14 protein-coding genes are annotated in these 15,192 nt (G+C 37.6%); 13 read left to right on the top strand and 1 reads right to left on the bottom strand.

What is annotated here, in order from left to right; all coding sequences use genetic code 11:
- Nucleotides 1-444 precede the first annotated feature (444 nt).
- The 13 genes from SPL68_RS18160 (at nt 445) to SPL68_RS18100 (ending at nt 14,536) form a co-directional block, all read left to right on the top strand.
- Nucleotides 445-690, top strand: coding sequence for a hypothetical protein (locus tag SPL68_RS18160; protein ID WP_323816593.1), 246 nt, complete (start codon nt 445-447; stop codon nt 688-690).
- Between the two features lie 24 nt (nt 691-714).
- Entirely contained in the window at nt 715-963 is a 249-nt protein-coding gene (locus SPL68_RS18155) for an SDR family NAD(P)-dependent oxidoreductase (protein WP_323816592.1), read from the top strand.
- Between the two features lie 184 nt (nt 964-1,147).
- Nucleotides 1,148-2,404 (top strand): HlyD family secretion protein, encoded by a 1,257-nt coding sequence (locus SPL68_RS18150; protein ID WP_323816591.1) that lies wholly within the window; start codon nt 1,148-1,150, stop codon nt 2,402-2,404.
- An 8-nt stretch (nt 2,405-2,412) separates the two neighbouring features.
- Entirely contained in the window at nt 2,413-4,590 is a 2,178-nt protein-coding gene (locus SPL68_RS18145; RefSeq protein ID WP_323816590.1) for a peptidase domain-containing ABC transporter, read from the top strand.
- Entirely contained in the window at nt 4,577-5,854 is a 1,278-nt protein-coding gene (locus tag SPL68_RS18140) for a glycosyltransferase family 4 protein (protein ID WP_323816589.1), read from the top strand. The genes SPL68_RS18145 and SPL68_RS18140 overlap by 14 nt, the downstream gene beginning before the upstream one ends.
- A gap of 74 nt (nt 5,855-5,928) precedes the next feature.
- Nucleotides 5,929-6,066 (top strand): hypothetical protein, encoded by a 138-nt coding sequence (locus SPL68_RS18135; protein ID WP_323816588.1) that lies wholly within the window; start codon nt 5,929-5,931, stop codon nt 6,064-6,066.
- A 43-nt stretch (nt 6,067-6,109) separates the two neighbouring features.
- The gene (locus SPL68_RS18130) at nt 6,110-7,636 is read left to right on the top strand and encodes a glycosyltransferase (RefSeq protein ID WP_323816587.1); all 1,527 of its coding nucleotides are present in this window, start codon (nt 6,110-6,112) and stop codon (nt 7,634-7,636) included.
- A gap of 5 nt (nt 7,637-7,641) precedes the next feature.
- The gene (locus SPL68_RS18125; RefSeq protein ID WP_323816586.1) at nt 7,642-8,814 is read left to right on the top strand and encodes a glycosyltransferase family 4 protein; all 1,173 of its coding nucleotides are present in this window, start codon (nt 7,642-7,644) and stop codon (nt 8,812-8,814) included.
- 18 nt (nt 8,815-8,832) lie between these two features.
- Nucleotides 8,833-10,044 carry a glycosyltransferase family 4 protein gene (locus SPL68_RS18120; protein WP_323816585.1) on the top strand — a complete coding sequence of 404 codons (1,212 nt, stop codon included), beginning with the start codon at nt 8,833-8,835 and terminating at the stop codon, nt 10,042-10,044.
- On the top strand, nt 10,034-10,912 hold the full coding sequence (locus tag SPL68_RS18115) for a class I SAM-dependent methyltransferase (RefSeq protein ID WP_323816584.1): 879 nt from the start codon (nt 10,034-10,036) through the stop codon (nt 10,910-10,912). The genes SPL68_RS18120 and SPL68_RS18115 overlap by 11 nt, the downstream gene beginning before the upstream one ends.
- A gap of 71 nt (nt 10,913-10,983) precedes the next feature.
- On the top strand, nt 10,984-11,850 hold the full coding sequence (locus SPL68_RS18110) for a hypothetical protein (protein WP_323816583.1): 867 nt from the start codon (nt 10,984-10,986) through the stop codon (nt 11,848-11,850).
- Nucleotides 11,825-12,769 (top strand): phosphotransferase, encoded by a 945-nt coding sequence (locus SPL68_RS18105; protein WP_323816582.1) that lies wholly within the window; start codon nt 11,825-11,827, stop codon nt 12,767-12,769. Before SPL68_RS18110 ends, SPL68_RS18105 begins: the two co-directional genes overlap by 26 nt.
- A gap of 75 nt (nt 12,770-12,844) precedes the next feature.
- Nucleotides 12,845-14,536, top strand: coding sequence for a hypothetical protein (locus tag SPL68_RS18100; protein WP_323816581.1), 1,692 nt, complete (start codon nt 12,845-12,847; stop codon nt 14,534-14,536).
- Nucleotides 14,537-14,916: 380 nt separating this feature from the next.
- On the opposite strand, the gene SPL68_RS18095 is transcribed toward SPL68_RS18100, so the two are convergent.
- The coding region (locus SPL68_RS18095; RefSeq protein ID WP_323816580.1) for a hypothetical protein at nt 14,917-15,192 on the bottom strand (276 nt) is incomplete at its 5' end.

The following is a 15,192-nucleotide window of genomic DNA, read 5'->3' as shown; positions in this document are numbered from 1 at the left end:
ACGTCCGGTTCGATGAGCGGGGGCTGGAAACGTGAGCAAGGTAGAAGGAGTGTCACCTGCATTAATCGAAAGAGCAGGAGTAGGAAGCCACTACCTAAACTCGGCGCGCCAGTCTTCGACTCTACCGTTATGCGATGTAATTGACTCGATCCACGATTCCACGTAACAAGGCCGACTCAATTGTGCCCAAAGCGGAAGTTCGAACCTTAAATTTAATCGGCCGTATATTTCCAAATATATTGAACCATATACGAAATAAATAATTGAGCAGAAATATGCAGGAAAAAAACAGTAGCACTACAAGTCGTTGAGGAGGCACTGAAGGAGCTGGAATCGTCTTAAGGTTCAATTCTTTCTACAATCCAAAAGCTGCAAAGAGCATCTAGCATTAGTGATGAAAACAAAAGGTTGTGGTGCGCCGCGCAGCTCGCGGATGCTACGTATGTGGGCCCACTAAAAGAACTCGCCGCCTTCCTAGTCGAACACCAAGACCCAGCTACTGAAGAATATAAAAATGGAATTTCTAAACATATTAAGATGTTAGAAAAGCTTGGTCTTAGCCATGAAATTCATTTTACAAATGAAGAAATAAAAATAAAGCTAGATAGTAGTGGCGGTGGTTATAAAAATATTGGGTTTATCGAGGATCGTTACGCTGATCTTGTAAGGTCGATTGAAAAACAACACTAACTCAAAAACTCCCTAAGGAACGTAATGGTATCCGATCAAGGAAAAAATCTAGGTAGCGTTGCGCTTGTCACAGGCTCGACATCTGGAATCGGCAAAGCTATTGCGCAACAGCTTGCAAATGATGGGTTTACGGTTGTCATTCACTCAAAGGCATCTGTGCTTGAAGGCGAGACTTTAGATTTTTACATACTGCTTGACTTGCACAGATTTTCTTATAACATAAGCCTAATAGCTACAGCGCTAAATGGATCAATAATAAAATCAGGAAGCTAAAATGAAAGAATCAATTCACACCACCTCAAATTAAAATAAATCACTTTAATAAAAATTCTTCTTTGAAAGAATAGTCTTCGGCAATTTATTCGGTTTTTTAAACTGGCTATTATCATTGCATTTCGCCTCACGCGGAACTGTATTTTCCTGCCTAATATTTTCGATAGAGATCTGGTGTTAAAGGATGAGCTCATTTCAAAATAATTTCCGAAAGGAAGCGCTGGACTACCAGAGCGGCCTACGTGCCCATTCAGTAATTATTAAGCGACCTTTCTCATCAAAACCTTCACTTTTCATTTTTCTATCACTATTTTTGGCTTTTTTGCTGGCGCTTCTACTTTTCCCCCATTCTAAAAAGGTGAAAGTGGTTGGAGTTGTTTCGCCAGACATCGGTCTTTCAAGGGTCTATTCTGATTCCCTTGGTGTTATTCAGGAAGTCACTGTCAATCTGGGGGCTGAAGTTAAGAAAGGTGATCCTCTTTTAGTGATAAAGCCTGAATCGGTGGAGGCGCTAAATGTTCTAGATTTGGCTGCTCGTTTAAATGAACTAGATGAAAAGCATAACGCTCTTATCTCGCAAATAGAAAATGAAAAGAAGCGATATTCTAAACTTCGTGAAATGAAATCTCTTGAAATTCAAGAGAACCAACAATATTTGAAGCATCTTGAAAAAAGTAAATACAACAATCAGATCAAGCTTGACCTTATCAGGAAAAGATATGATCTTCTAAGTGATGAAAATAATAATGGCGCAATCTCAAAAATTACGCAGGAGCAGAAATATATAGAATATCTGGATGCTAAAGAAATCAACATCGTACTATCAGAAAAAATTTCTACTTCAGAAATAACAAGGGAAAAGTTAGAAAATGAATATGCAAAATTAGGAATTGAAGAAGAAGCTTCAATCTTAAATACAACAATACTGATTCATGATATCAAACTAATTATTGCTGATCTGCGAAGAAAAAATAGCTATCAAGTACTATCGCCTGTTGATGGACAAGTCATTGGCATTGAAAGTGGTGCCGGAGTGCGAGTCGAGCCTACAACCCCAATAGTTACAATCATGCCAGATGGATCAAATCTGACTACAAAATTGTACATTCCTTCCGGCGCGATTGGGTTCATTAAGGAAGGGGACTCATTTGATATTGAATATGCTGCATACCCTGCTAAAGACTATGGGTATTTTAAGGGAAAGATAGAAACGATTGGAAAATCAATCTACAAGGTATCTGAGATAAGGTCTTATATTGATCTGCCGCCCGGTGACTATTTCATCTGTGAGGGCACGCTTGGGCTGGTCGCGGGCAGAGGCGAGAGCTTTCAAATTAAATTAATTCCAGGAATGAGCCTATCTGCGACTTTAGAGGGGGACAGAAAAAACATTTTTATGTGGTTGTTTCGCCCCGTGTACCAGCGTTTTCAAAGCATCTAGGTGGAAAAATGGAAGGTTCTTTAGATTTTAGGCTATTTAAAGGCAAAACTCCTGTCGTGCTACAGGGAGAAGAGGCAGAGTGCGGCCTCGTTTGTGTCGCAATGATACTTAGACATTTTGGGAAAGATGTAAAGCTAAAAACGCTGAGGAAATCATTTAATTGTGCTGGCCTCGGTATGTCCTTTGATGACATTAGAAGCTTGGCAAACGAGCACAATATGTCAGGAGAAATTCTTCGATTGGAATTGGATCAGTTGAAGCGATGCACGCTACCATTGATTTTACATTGGGATATGAATCATTTCGTCGTTCTTGTTGAGTTTAAAGGGGACCATTTCATAATTAATGATCCAGCAATCGGAAAAAGATCACTGCATAGCGAGGAGTTTTCCAAACACTTCACTGGATGGTGTATGGATCTTAAGCCAACGAGTGGATTTCAGAAGCACAAGCAGAAATTGAATATCGAACTTAAAGATATTCTAGAAATTTCAAAAGGGTATTGGCCATCGGTAAAAGCTAGCTTGTGGTTAGCTACATTATCTCAACTTTTTGTGCTTGCATTTCCATTATCTTACAAAATCATTGTAGATAGTGTTGTCCTAAACGGATATGACGATCTACTTTTTGTATTTGTAAGTTTCTTTGCAGCTCTTGCGCTATTTCATTTTTTAGTTTCCATTCAAAGATCTAGAGAGGAAGTCTATCTGGGAACCAATCTGATTCTACAAACAACAACGAGTATTAGTAGTCACTTGTTTTCGCTTCCCATTTCCTATTTTGAATCTAGAAAGCCATCAGCAATTGTTTCTAGGATAACCGCTACAAGATCATTAGAGCGAATCCTATCATCTCGATTTATAGGTACCATAGTCGATGCAATTCTGTCCGCGTTAATTCTAGTTTTTTTGTACATTTACAGTCCGATTCTCTCCAACATCATCGTCATTTCAATTTTAGTATATGCAATAGCGGCATATTTTCATTGCAAAAAGGTAAGTCATCTTGAAAGGGAGGGAGTTATTTCATCATCAGATGAAACGACTAACCTAACTGAAACCGTTCAGGCCATCCAAACTATCAAACTTTATAATCTTGAATCTCAACAAATTGATTCATGGAAGGAAAAATATACATCCTCACTAAATAGCAATATTGATATAAATAACAGCAAGCTTGTATTCAAGCATTTTGGAGATTTAGTAACTAATTGTACCAGATTGCTACTTATCTATTTCGCGGTGAGTCAAATGCTCCAAGGTTTATTAACTATGGGACAGTTTTTTGCAGTATTTATGTATGGCGGACTGCTAACGATGCGGGCTAAAGATTTGGTAAATGCCATTGTCGAGTATCAGATGCTTTTTATCCGATTGGAAAGACTAAATGACATATTAGAGGAGGAGCCTGAGTACAAAAATTTAGATAGGCCCGTAAAGCGTAAGTTAGATGGGAAGATATCCTTGTCAAATGTCAGTTTCAGGCATCAGTCAAATAAAAGCGATCTAATAAACACGTTAAGCTTTGATGTTGATGCGGGAGATTTTGTTGTAATAGTTGGAAAGTCCGGAAGTGGAAAGACAACTCTTTTAAAGTTGATTCTCGGGTTGTATACGCCTCGATCAGGAAAGGTTTGCTATGACGGATTAGACATAAATAAGTTTTCTCTTTCTGACTTTAGAAAACAAGTTGGCACTGTAATGCAGGAGGATTTTATTATGTCAGGTTCGATAGCAAAAAATATTTGCTTGGATAAAAGCAAACTAAACTATGACGCGATGGTTAAAGCTTGCCAAATTGCTGAAATTGACCGAGATATTGAATCATTGCCTATGAAGTATGAGACTTTTGTAAAGCCAGTAGGCGGAGTTTTATCTGCGGGACAAAGGCAAAGGATTCTCCTTGCGCGTGCAATATATAGAGAACCAAAAATATTATTAATTGATGAAGGCGCATCCGCTCTTGATTCTGAAACAGAGTTGAAAATAAATAAAAACCTACAATCTTTGAAGATCACACGAATATCTATTGCGCATCGATTAGAGTCGATAAAGTATGCGGATAAAGTTTTCAGTATGGAAGAACAGAAATTCATGTTCATTAATGAGTATCTTGCGAAGCATCATGCAGCACTTGATCGAACGGCAAGAGAGAAGGATAAGCAGCTAGCTAATGCCCAGTATTAAAATTGTGTTAAATGAAATGGAAGAAATTGACATGCGCCTAAAATATAAAAAGATCTGTTTGATAACAATTCAATATCCTCCCTCTTGGGGTGGGGTTGCTAGATCTTCGGAACGCCTAGTGAAATATCTTCGCAGCGAAGGTGCTGATGTTGATGTTGTAATACCCATGAATATTGATAAAAAAATGCTTCAAGCAGAAAGCCGGCAGATTCACCTTACTGAGATTTCCGAAAGTTGGAGTGTAGATAAATATGGTGCAAGAATATTTACAGTACCTATTTATCCAAATGAGCAACAGATGAGTAAATTAATCGAACTTATGCAGCTGATGGACTACAGAAATCACTATGATTTATATCATGGATTCTGGCTTCCATTTGCATATCCAGCGTTAATCGTGTCATCGAGACTCAATGCTCCTGTGATCGCAAGTATTCGAGGAAACGATGCGGTCGAATGGATTGGATTGCCGACCTACTTACCATTTATTCAGGCAGTTTTGTACAAAGCTGACTGGGTGACATCTGTTTGCTCAAATCTGCTTTCGAATGTGGCATCAATCGAGAAAATTGATGATAGATCATCAGTAATCTTGAATGGTATCGACAAAACAGGATTTCCCCAATGGAGTTATAACAATTGCTCCGTAGGAAGTGTCGGTTATGTTGGAGAATTAAGATATAAAAAAGGAATTTCATTTTTAATAAATGCATTTTCCCGTATTACTTTCAATAATCGTCAGCTGAGGCTTACTGGGAGCTATAAGTCTGAAGCCGAAAAAAATCATACGTTCGACTTAATTGAAAGATTGGGGATAGGTACTGAGTGTTTACATCTAGGCACCTTAGAAAGGAAAGAGTTGCTCGAAGAAATTAGCACTTTAAATGTATTTGTAATTTGTTCTCTGCATGATGGACTGCCCAACGGGTTGTTAGAGGCCGCGGCATGCGGAGTCCCGATAGTTGCAACAAGGGTAGCTGGGATGGCTGATGTGCTTAGTCATGAAGTGAACTGCCTGTTGGTTGAACCAGGCAATTCATTGGAGTTAGCCGCTGCTATATCTAGATTGTTACAGAATAAAGAGCTTTGCAACAAATTGTCTGCAGGTGCTCTTCTATTAGCGGAATCATTAAATGAAGAACAGGAAAAGCGCTCTTGGCTAAATTTATATCTAAAACTGATTGAAAAAAGAGAGAGTAGCGCTATAGACAGCCCTTTTGTTAAGGGTGAAAAAATTTTAGACGCAAGTGAAGTTTGCATCTAATGCCGACTCTTAGGACGAGAGATAGGCTCTCGGACAGGAGAAAAACCGTTAGTTAATAATTTAGGAGAAATTTTATGGAAATAAAAAATGTAAAATCCGATTTGGAAAATAGTGCCGATCTGGTTGAATCAAACAACCATGATTCAATCAGTGGTGGTTGCTACTTTGGCTGTATCGATAACGATATCGAAATCGATGTTGATTTCAGCTAATAATTAATGCTGGCGAAAGCCAGCATTTTTAATGGATTTATGCATGAAAAACGTTCTTTTTTACTGCGAACAAATTTACGGTACTGGACATTTTTCTAGAACTGTTAATATTATTGAAGCCTTTCTGGAAACTAATGAAGTTAATATCTACCTGATTTTCGGAGGAAGGATACCTGAAGGGAAGTCAGTTCCTGACGGAATTACATTTTTAAACATCACCGAGGATTTTCCATCTTCAAAAGCAGAATCACTTCTTGTTGATACAAAAAAATTAACAGCAAATAGAATGGCGTTAATACATAATTTTATTTCTAAAATTGAAACCCTCGATAACCTTTATCTAGAGTTCTATCCTTTCGGAAGATTTCATCTTTCAGCATTTTTTAGATTTACGATTGATTTATGCAAAAGTTGGCATCCTAATGTGTTTGTAACCTCCTATATCAGGGATGTAATGGATATACCGGAAAAGAATAGAGACAAAAATATTTCTGACGCAATAAAGTATTTTGATCAGATAATAGTGTGTGGTGAAAAAGAGAAGAATGAGGTCTTTATCGGCGCCCCCGAATTTTCAATACTTGATCCAATTGTAAAGTATGTTGGATATGTTGTCCCTAATAGCATTTCAGATCGTGGAGATCTCATTCCTATCAAAAGAAATAGAATGATAGTGTCTGCTGGTGGGGGGGAAGATGGGAACGAGGTTATAAAAAGAATAATTGGTTTATTGGCGGAAAGGTTTTGGGTTCCAGTTTTCGAAGAGGTAAATGTTTTCTTACCGAGCAAGACAAGTGATGCGGAACTGCTCACTCTGATTTCAAGCTCTGGAATCGAAAACTTATACGTTCACCGATATTCTTCTAAATTTAAGTCTTATCTAGAGGAAAGTGAAATACATATTTGTATGGGGGGTTATAACACGATTTTCGAAAGTATCGCACTTGGTGTGGGGTTGGTAGTTGTTCCACGGGTATGGGAATCGGAGCAATGCGTGCGATTAAATTACCTTTCTAGTCACTATAATTGCAAAATTCTATCGGATGATTCTTTAAGCGCCCACAAGTTGGAAGATGCTATTAATGAAGTAAGGAATCTTAAATGGACTGGCAGATTCGAATTGATGGGAGCTAGAGCCATAGTTGAATGTGTTAAAGATAAAAATAATCATGATGGAAAAAACGATAAAATAGAATTATTTAAAAATTGCATGCTGTTTTTGGATGAAGCTATCTTTCCTGGATTTAAAAGGATGTCTTTATATATAAGTATCGCCAAACAATTGGCTAGAGATATCGAATGGAGTAGGGAGGACGTTGAACAACTTTATCTTACTTTTAATAAAAATGAACTTATTTTTTTTATTCAGTTATTTATCCCGTCAGAGTTTCGTATGGAAAAAAGAGACTTTACCGTGAAAATGTTTAATGATTCAATAAAATGGTATCGTTCAATATTCCTAATAAATCATAATGGCATCATGGCTTACAGATCCTTAATGACTGTAATGGATACTTTAATTTACTTTGAAGCAAAGTCAGCTTTTGTTTCGCATGGGTTAAGGAAGTGAGATATATGGAAGTGAAGACAATATGTTTTTTGTGCTTTAAGTTTGCAAAAGATTGGTCGGGAATTGCTCTCTCTGCTCGCAGAATAGTTGGCCATCTGCTTGCATTAGGATACAGAGTCCACATTGTTACTCCTGTAAAAACTGTGAACCCAGACTTTAACGTAACCAGTGCAACTTTTGCGATTGATGGTACTTATTGCTCGGCAGTTGAATTAGAGCCTAGACTGATTCTGCATGAGATTGCCATTCTAAATGAGCATGGAAGATTGCCTGTAATCTCCTTTCAAAAGATATGTAAAGCGATAGAAATCCTTAACGATCAATATCGGTTTGATTTGTATCATGCATTTACATTTTCAGCAGTTTATTTCACGATTACTGTGGCGAAGAAAAATAGCACTCCAATAATCGGAAGCTTTAGGGGGGTTGATGGGCACACGCTACTGGGATCACAGCATTTACTTCCGTATCTTCGTTCTTCCCTAAAAGCTGTTGATTGGATTACCAGTGTTAGTTCAGATTTAATTCGTAATGTAAACAGATTAGAGGCGGTGCAAAAAAAGTCTTCCGTTATTTTCAACGGAATTGATTATGAAAATATGCCATCTTGGTCGATTGGTTCATGCAATAGAGGTGTGATCGGGACCGCAGCTGAATTGCGCTATAAAAAAGGTATACATCTCTTACCCTCGATCTTCGCAATGTTAGATCCGAAAAGGCGATCTGCTATTCACGTTATTGGCCAGTATTCGGATGACGTTGAAAGGCTAAGAGTGGCTAGTGAAATCGATAGAATTGGTATAGCCAACAATTGGGTATATTCAGGCTACTTGCCAAGGGATGTGTTACTAACTGAGATATGCAAATTTCATATTTTCATCATTCCATCTCTACATGATGGTCTCCCAAATGCACTATTGGAGGCATGTTCTTGCGGAATTCCAATAGTCGCTGCAAATGTATCGGGAATGGCTGATGTTCTCACCCACGGAGTTGATGCGTTGCTGTGTGAACCGGGAAACCCCAGCAGCTTTAGTGCGGCGGTTGACATGTTACTTGCTTCAGATGCTCTTTGCCAAAAATTGAGTGAGGGTGCCAAAAAGTTAGCACTTCATTTAAACACTCGAAGAGAAAAGCAACAGTGGCAACAACTTTATAACAGATTCCTGAATGCATAGCTGGAGGTGGAAATTAAAATGGGCGCTTTATTAAATTACACAAAAGTTGAAGATGCTAATTTGTGCTTGTTTGGTAAAAAAATATGTGTCGTTACTAATCAGTATTGTGATGCGTGGACTGGAGTTGCTCGATCGGCGAGGCGGCTTGTCGCATATCTGAAAGATGCTGGAGCAACTATACATGTGGTAACTCCGTTATCTGAACGCAAAGTGATCGAATCAAATGGAGGTCTTCATCACAAACTAGCATTAGAAAATCCAGAAGTCGGAGCTAGCGGCGAGCTCATCTACAAAGTTTTTCTGGGAAATAGCTCCGTTGAAATGAGTGAGCTTCATGAATTCATTACCATTTTGGACTTCAAAGAGCAATTCGATTGTTTTCATGGATTCTGGCTACCGTATGCATATGGATGCTTGATTGCGTCTTCAATTGGACGTAGACCTGTAATTGCGAGTATTAGAGGTAATGACGCGGTTGCCGGCCTTGGTCAAGTAAAGAGAATGCCATTCATTCAGGCTGTGTTAAAGAGAGCCACTCACATAACATCTGTAAGCTCAGATTTGCTCGAGAATGTCTCGATCTTTGAAAATCTAGAGGGTCGTTCAAGCGTAATTCATAATGGTATTGAACATTCGGAATTTGAAAAATGGAATATAGGCGCGGCAAAGCGTGGATCTGTTGGTACTTTAGGTGAACTGAGATATAAAAAAGGTATTCCATATCTAGTAGATGCATTTTCATTGATCGAAAAAAACTTAAAGACTCATCTCCTACTAGCGGGCGACTTCACTGATACCGCTGAAGCGGAAATTGTGCAACAACTGGTAATTAATAATAATCTTTCTGGCTTCGTAAAATATATGGGTCAGCTTAAACGCAACAGAATATGCTCATACATTAACTCATTAAATGTGTTTGTATTAAGTTCTCTTCACGATGGATTTCCTAATACCTTACTTGAGGCATGCGCGTGTGGAGTGCCTATCGTTGCTACAAATGTTGGTGGTATGAAGGATGTTATGAAAGATGGCGAAAATTGTTTACTCGTTAAAGCTGGAGATGCCAAAGCGATGTCGCATGCAATTTCCAGGATTCTCCGCGATGATGAGTTGGCTTTAAAATTATCTAATGGTGCAAAGGAAATTGCTAGCAAATTCAATTTGGAAAGGGAGAGTGAAAGTTGGATTAGTCTATACCAAAGGCTGATGGAGTTCGAAATTGAAAATTGAATTTGAAAAATCCGATTTTTTTTCGAATAGCGATCAAATGTTCGACATTATTAGATGTGTATGCAATGGAATGATGTCACCTAAGGCTTATCGAAAAATATTCCAAATTTGCCAAGCATTGGATTCAGGGGGTGTTCTTGAGTTAGGAACAGCTGGCGGCGCCTCAATTATCTCCGCAGCTTTGGGTCTAAAAGCTAATGGTAGAAATTTAAACGCAATTAGTGTTGATAAGTTTTCTGGGGGGTCATGGGGGGATGTTTCGGATTCGGGTGTGAACTACTGTACCGTTCTAAATCGACTTTCAATTTTTGGTGTGCAGGATAATGTTACTTTAGTTAAAAGCTCCCTTGATGCAAATAAAAATTACGTTTCCAAATTAGATTCGGTTTCATTCTTAGTAATTGATGCTGACGGCAAGATTCATCGCGATTTATTTAATCTGATGAATTGTTGTATTGATGAGACCTTAGTGTTGATTGATGACTATGATGAGTTGGTTAGGGTTAACCTTAAGAAAGATGGCAACTGGAAATTATGCTGGAAAAAAATTATAACCTGGGCTTTGGTTAACAAACTCATAGATCGCGGAGTTATTGTTAGAGAGGATTTGATCAATGGCTCATTTTTTGGATACTTTTACCCTAAAAAAATGAATGTTGAAATATATAACGAGTTATGTGTAACTTACAATGAAATCGAAACGAGAATTTTAACTTTAGATGAAATCAGGATAAATTTTAATGGAAATTGTGCCCCAAACAATGGCCATAATTATATCATCGAAAAGAAATTCGAAGAATTTTTCAGTGTCATTCTTAATAATAAAGTTAACATAAATTTTGTTGGAAGCCCGGTTGTTAGATGGTGATAAAGTATTGTACGTTTTACTTCTTTTTTGGCTCTCATATTGTCTAGTAATTTTAATGTTGATTTTCAGGTATGGAAAGTAAATGTATTTCTGATTCCATTATTTTTTTGGAGAGGGCTAATCCTTGTTTTGTGAATTTAGAGTACGTCTATTCTGGTTTTAATTCTCATGTGTTTAGGGCAAACATACATGGGATGGATGTAGCAATAAAAACCCCGATAAATGGTAGGGCCAACTATGATAAAATTTGCCGCTATTATGATCTAATTAAGCAGACAAGCTACGGACCTCAGTTTTACCAATATTTAAATTTTGATGGAGTGAGTGTATTAGTTGAGGAATTTGTTGGTGGGTTACCCATCCATCACATATCAAAGGCATACTGTTTTAATAACAACATCTACAAAAATTTAGGTGTTAGTATTGCAAAAACACATTCGGTGTCGAGAGCTGTTAAAGATGGCGAATTTCCTATCCGAATTAATTATGAAGCCAATAAGTATTGCAATGAAAAAATGACAAACGTTTTTTTTGGAATTGATTTATCTAGAAGAATACAAAATTTCCTACAGTCAAACATCATTAACGACGAAATCGTTGTGTGTCACGGAGATCTTCACTCCGAAAATATTTTTTATAGAGAAAATAATTTTGTTTTAATAGATCCAGATCCAAAGGTTGATTATTCGCATTGGGATATTGCTCGCTTACTGTCTTCTTTTTCAAGAAAGAAAAATAGGATAAAAATTTTCTCTCAGGTTATTGAAGGATATGCTTCGATTAGAGATATTTGTCCCGCTAGTTTGAGTCTTCTTTACGCCTCAATTTTGATTAAAAAAGTAGTTAAAAAAAATAGTTACGATCGAAACAAAAAGAATGAAATTATCTTTGAGTTGAACAGAGTTTTAGATCATGGTCCAGACTATTTTGGTCGGTAGCACACCTTTTATTGCCGAATGGATGAGTGAAAAACAGATAAACGATAGAATAGAAATATCCAGAAAAATCGAACCAGCATTAAAGTCAAAGAATTACTCCATCAATGAAATACAGTATTTTCAGTGCGGCAATACCTGTGTAGTTGCAAAAATTTTATTATCTGATCGTATCCGGCCGATCGTGGTGAAGGCAAAGATTGGTGATATGAATAAAGAGTATGAATTTTTCAAAGCAACTAATGAGCTTGTAGAGACCCCTGAAATTATAGATTATTTCTCTTATTTTGAAGTCAATTTCCTAGTAATGTCTTTTTTTGAATCTTGCTTATTAATTGACTTTTCAAAGTCCTATTTACTGAAAAATCAGGTTTTCTTTGAGTTGGGCAGGATTCTAAATAGTGTCCATAAGGTGAATATCTCAGGAACAACGATTCCATTGTTTGAGAGGAAAGTTAGAAAAAAAGCTTTTAAGAGTGCTATTTCGATAGCATCCAAAAGTGCAATTTCCAATTCTGATATTGCTTTTATTCAGCGAGCGTTTTCTATAAGCGGGAGTAGATTTGATGCGGTTTTATGTCATGGCGACTTGCACGATAAGAATATTTTTTATCATGACACGAAAATTTCATTAATAGATCCTAATCCAAAAATAAATGATAGACATTTTGATATCGCATTTTTTTTATCTGCCTATGTTACCGCAAAAAGGAAGCACGACATTTTTAAACAAATTTTAGATGGCTATCGCGAGGCTGGTGGGAATATTGATTTTGAGTTTCTTCTTTATTCATATTGCATGGCGATCATGATAAGGATTTGTCAATATTACAAAAAAGGAGATGAGTTAAAAGTATCTATTGCATTAACAGAATTAAGGTCTCTCACCAGTGCAGTGAGTTTTGATAAATATTCACAATAGGTTAATTCTATTAATTTTTTTAATTAACAATCGCTGAACCTTAATCATAAATCCAATGTTAGATGGAATTTGGCAATGAAATTTTTAATGGCATTTTGGGTGTTATTTTCTACTGCTACTGCTACTGCTACTGCTACTGCTACTGCTACTGCTACTGCTACAGATCAATCTATTACATATGTTAGTCCAAATGGAGGGCTAATTGAACTTGATGGAATTAAAGTGGCTACAAAAAATTTTAAAGTGGCTGTAGCTGAAGTAAAGCCTGGTGAAATATTGCAATTGACGCCGGGCGTTTATAGTCAGCAGGTTTTTTTAAAAGTCAAGGCTTCTGAAAATAACCCTGTGATAATTCGTGGCTTGGACAAAAAAACTATTGTTGAATCAAAATTCGATCCAGGCACGAATGGGTATTGCCTCGGAATATTGGAATCAAGTTGGATCACAATTGAGAATGTGGTTTTTAGAGGTTGCTGGGCTGCATCAATTATTGTGCAAAATAGTAACAATATAACTTTTAAAAAAATCCATGCTGAAAATTCGCGATACATGGTGTTTGCGAAAGGAATGAGCACCCATCATTTGCTCATCGAAAAGTCCACTTGGATTCAAGATCCAAGTGGTCGAGTTTGGAGTGAATATTCATGGGCCGATAGTCATCATGGAAAGTATAAATACTTAAATGGCGGTTTTTTTTCATCTAGAGATATTTTAGGTAGCGTGATTATTAGAAATAACATCATAAAAAACGCTTTTAACGGTATACGAATGGTTGGCAATGATAGTACCGGAATAGTTCAGAATGCCAATATTGAAATATATGAAAACTATTTTGAAAATATCCGTGATAATCCAATTGAGCCTGAGCTAGATGCTCACAATTGGTGGGTTTTCAAAAACCGTATAAAGAATGCACATGCACTTTTTTCTTTCACTAAAGTAGGTGGCGGTGACTGGTTTATTTTTAATAATATGAGCTGGTTTGACGATATACCAGGAGGCTCTGATAACAGAAAAGGCAAAATATTTAAATTTGCCAAGAGTGGACCACACCCAATTAAGCCTTTTTACGTTTTTAACAACAGTTGGTATAGCAGAAGCCCGTTAATTGGAAGTGGAGATTCGAGAGGATTTCGATATTTCAACAATGCTACATACTTTGCTGATTGCTCGGTAGAAGATGGCTCATATTGGCATAACAGTTACATATCAGAAAATAATTTAACTAATTGCAGTTTAGACGCGAGAATAATTGGAAAAAATGGGCTTGTCAGTAATCGTAAGATATTTAAAAGTGGTAAAACCGGGGATTTTCGGTTGGCAAGAGATAGTTCCGCGATAGACAGAGGTCAAGTGATTAAGTTGAAGGGATGGGTTAGCCAATATCAAGGGCTTGCTCCCGACATTGGGGCATTCGAGGGTAATGCAATTCATTCCGGCCCTCACTTTCAATTTGATAATAGCTCTTATGAAGAGCCCCCGAGAATTGTTAATTTTTCTGAAAATGAAGGCAAATTCCGATTTTTTTTCTCAACTCCATTAGAGCGGAAAGTAGAGGTGCTAGTATCGATAAAATTAAAAAGCGGCAGGTCACTTGGTGCTCACTGTTCCGTCAATGATCTTGAACTCACATGTGTCTATCCGCATAGCACGTTATTAGCGGATATCAAAGAGATGAATTTATCAAGGAGGATTAGAGGTGCTAATGGTCTGGATATTACCTTATGGGCAGCTCCCAATTTGGGTTTTGAAGTTAAATTACAATGACCTTCATTGATAAATGAATCACATGCGCGAGCCTAATTTTCCATTGGGTGCTGCCAAGTAATCTAACTGTCATTTCATGAACAATCAACGCGCATGCCTACTCGCCGTGATTCCAAAGTAAGCGTAGCCCCAACCACACCCTTGACGCCGCACTATTGTCAATTTCCTACAGATTTTTCCGCTTTTTACGATTATTGCCGTTGATGTAAATCATTAAAATAGCAACTACAAGGACGTCGCCAATACAGGGGGGCGGTGAAAGGAATTATGCTTTAGGATGAAGTGGTTAAATGGATAAAAAGGGATCAGAGAGAGTAAAGCTGCCAAATATTGCGTTTGGAATAACATCCAGTAAAGATTGTTTTAATATGAAATAATCATCAGTTACAAATAGATACAAAGGCATGCTTCAATTCTATAGTTATGCATGAAAGTGCCTCGATGAGGCTCGTCGTGGGTATTGGGTTCCAGTCTGGCATCAAATCCGCATTTTTGTTCCAGTATGATTTCCAATTGTCAGCGTCCGCTTTTGGCGTGCGCCGTGATAAGGCGGCGCTTTTCCCCGTGGGTGAAAATCCCACTCGGCTATCGCTCCAGCCGAAAGCAACCGGAGCAATTATAGAGGCAACGAAATAGTTGAAGCCTCCGGTGAAGCG

The sequence above is a fragment of the Cellvibrio chitinivorans genome (assembly GCF_035117775.1).
Taxonomy (GTDB): domain Bacteria; phylum Pseudomonadota; class Gammaproteobacteria; order Pseudomonadales; family Cellvibrionaceae; genus Cellvibrio; species Cellvibrio chitinivorans.
The sequence above is the reverse complement of the archived record's forward strand: the minus strand, read 5'-3'. Positions and strand labels throughout refer to the sequence as shown.

Bases quoted from the DNA above. Each gene is read 5' to 3' on its own strand.
- SPL68_RS18155 (WP_323816592.1), top strand. From the start codon at position 715: ATGGTATCCGATCAAGGAAAAAATCTAGGTAGCGTTGCGCTTGTCACA.
- SPL68_RS18120 (WP_323816585.1), top strand. From the start codon at position 8,833: ATGGGCGCTTTATTAAATTACACAAAAGTTGAAGATGCTAATTTGTGC.
- SPL68_RS18130 (WP_323816587.1), top strand. From the start codon at position 6,110: ATGAAAAACGTTCTTTTTTACTGCGAACAAATTTACGGTACTGGACAT.
- SPL68_RS18110 (WP_323816583.1), top strand. From the start codon at position 10,984: ATGGAAAGTAAATGTATTTCTGATTCCATTATTTTTTTGGAGAGGGCT.
- SPL68_RS18150 (WP_323816591.1), top strand. From the start codon at position 1,148: ATGAGCTCATTTCAAAATAATTTCCGAAAGGAAGCGCTGGACTACCAG.
- SPL68_RS18100 (WP_323816581.1), top strand. From the start codon at position 12,845: ATGAAATTTTTAATGGCATTTTGGGTGTTATTTTCTACTGCTACTGCT.
- SPL68_RS18125 (WP_323816586.1), top strand. From the start codon at position 7,642: ATGGAAGTGAAGACAATATGTTTTTTGTGCTTTAAGTTTGCAAAAGAT.
- SPL68_RS18105 (WP_323816582.1), top strand. From the start codon at position 11,825: ATGGTCCAGACTATTTTGGTCGGTAGCACACCTTTTATTGCCGAATGG.
- SPL68_RS18135 (WP_323816588.1), top strand. From the start codon at position 5,929: ATGGAAATAAAAAATGTAAAATCCGATTTGGAAAATAGTGCCGATCTG.
- SPL68_RS18140 (WP_323816589.1), top strand. From the start codon at position 4,577: ATGCCCAGTATTAAAATTGTGTTAAATGAAATGGAAGAAATTGACATG.
- SPL68_RS18145 (WP_323816590.1), top strand. From the start codon at position 2,413: ATGGAAGGTTCTTTAGATTTTAGGCTATTTAAAGGCAAAACTCCTGTC.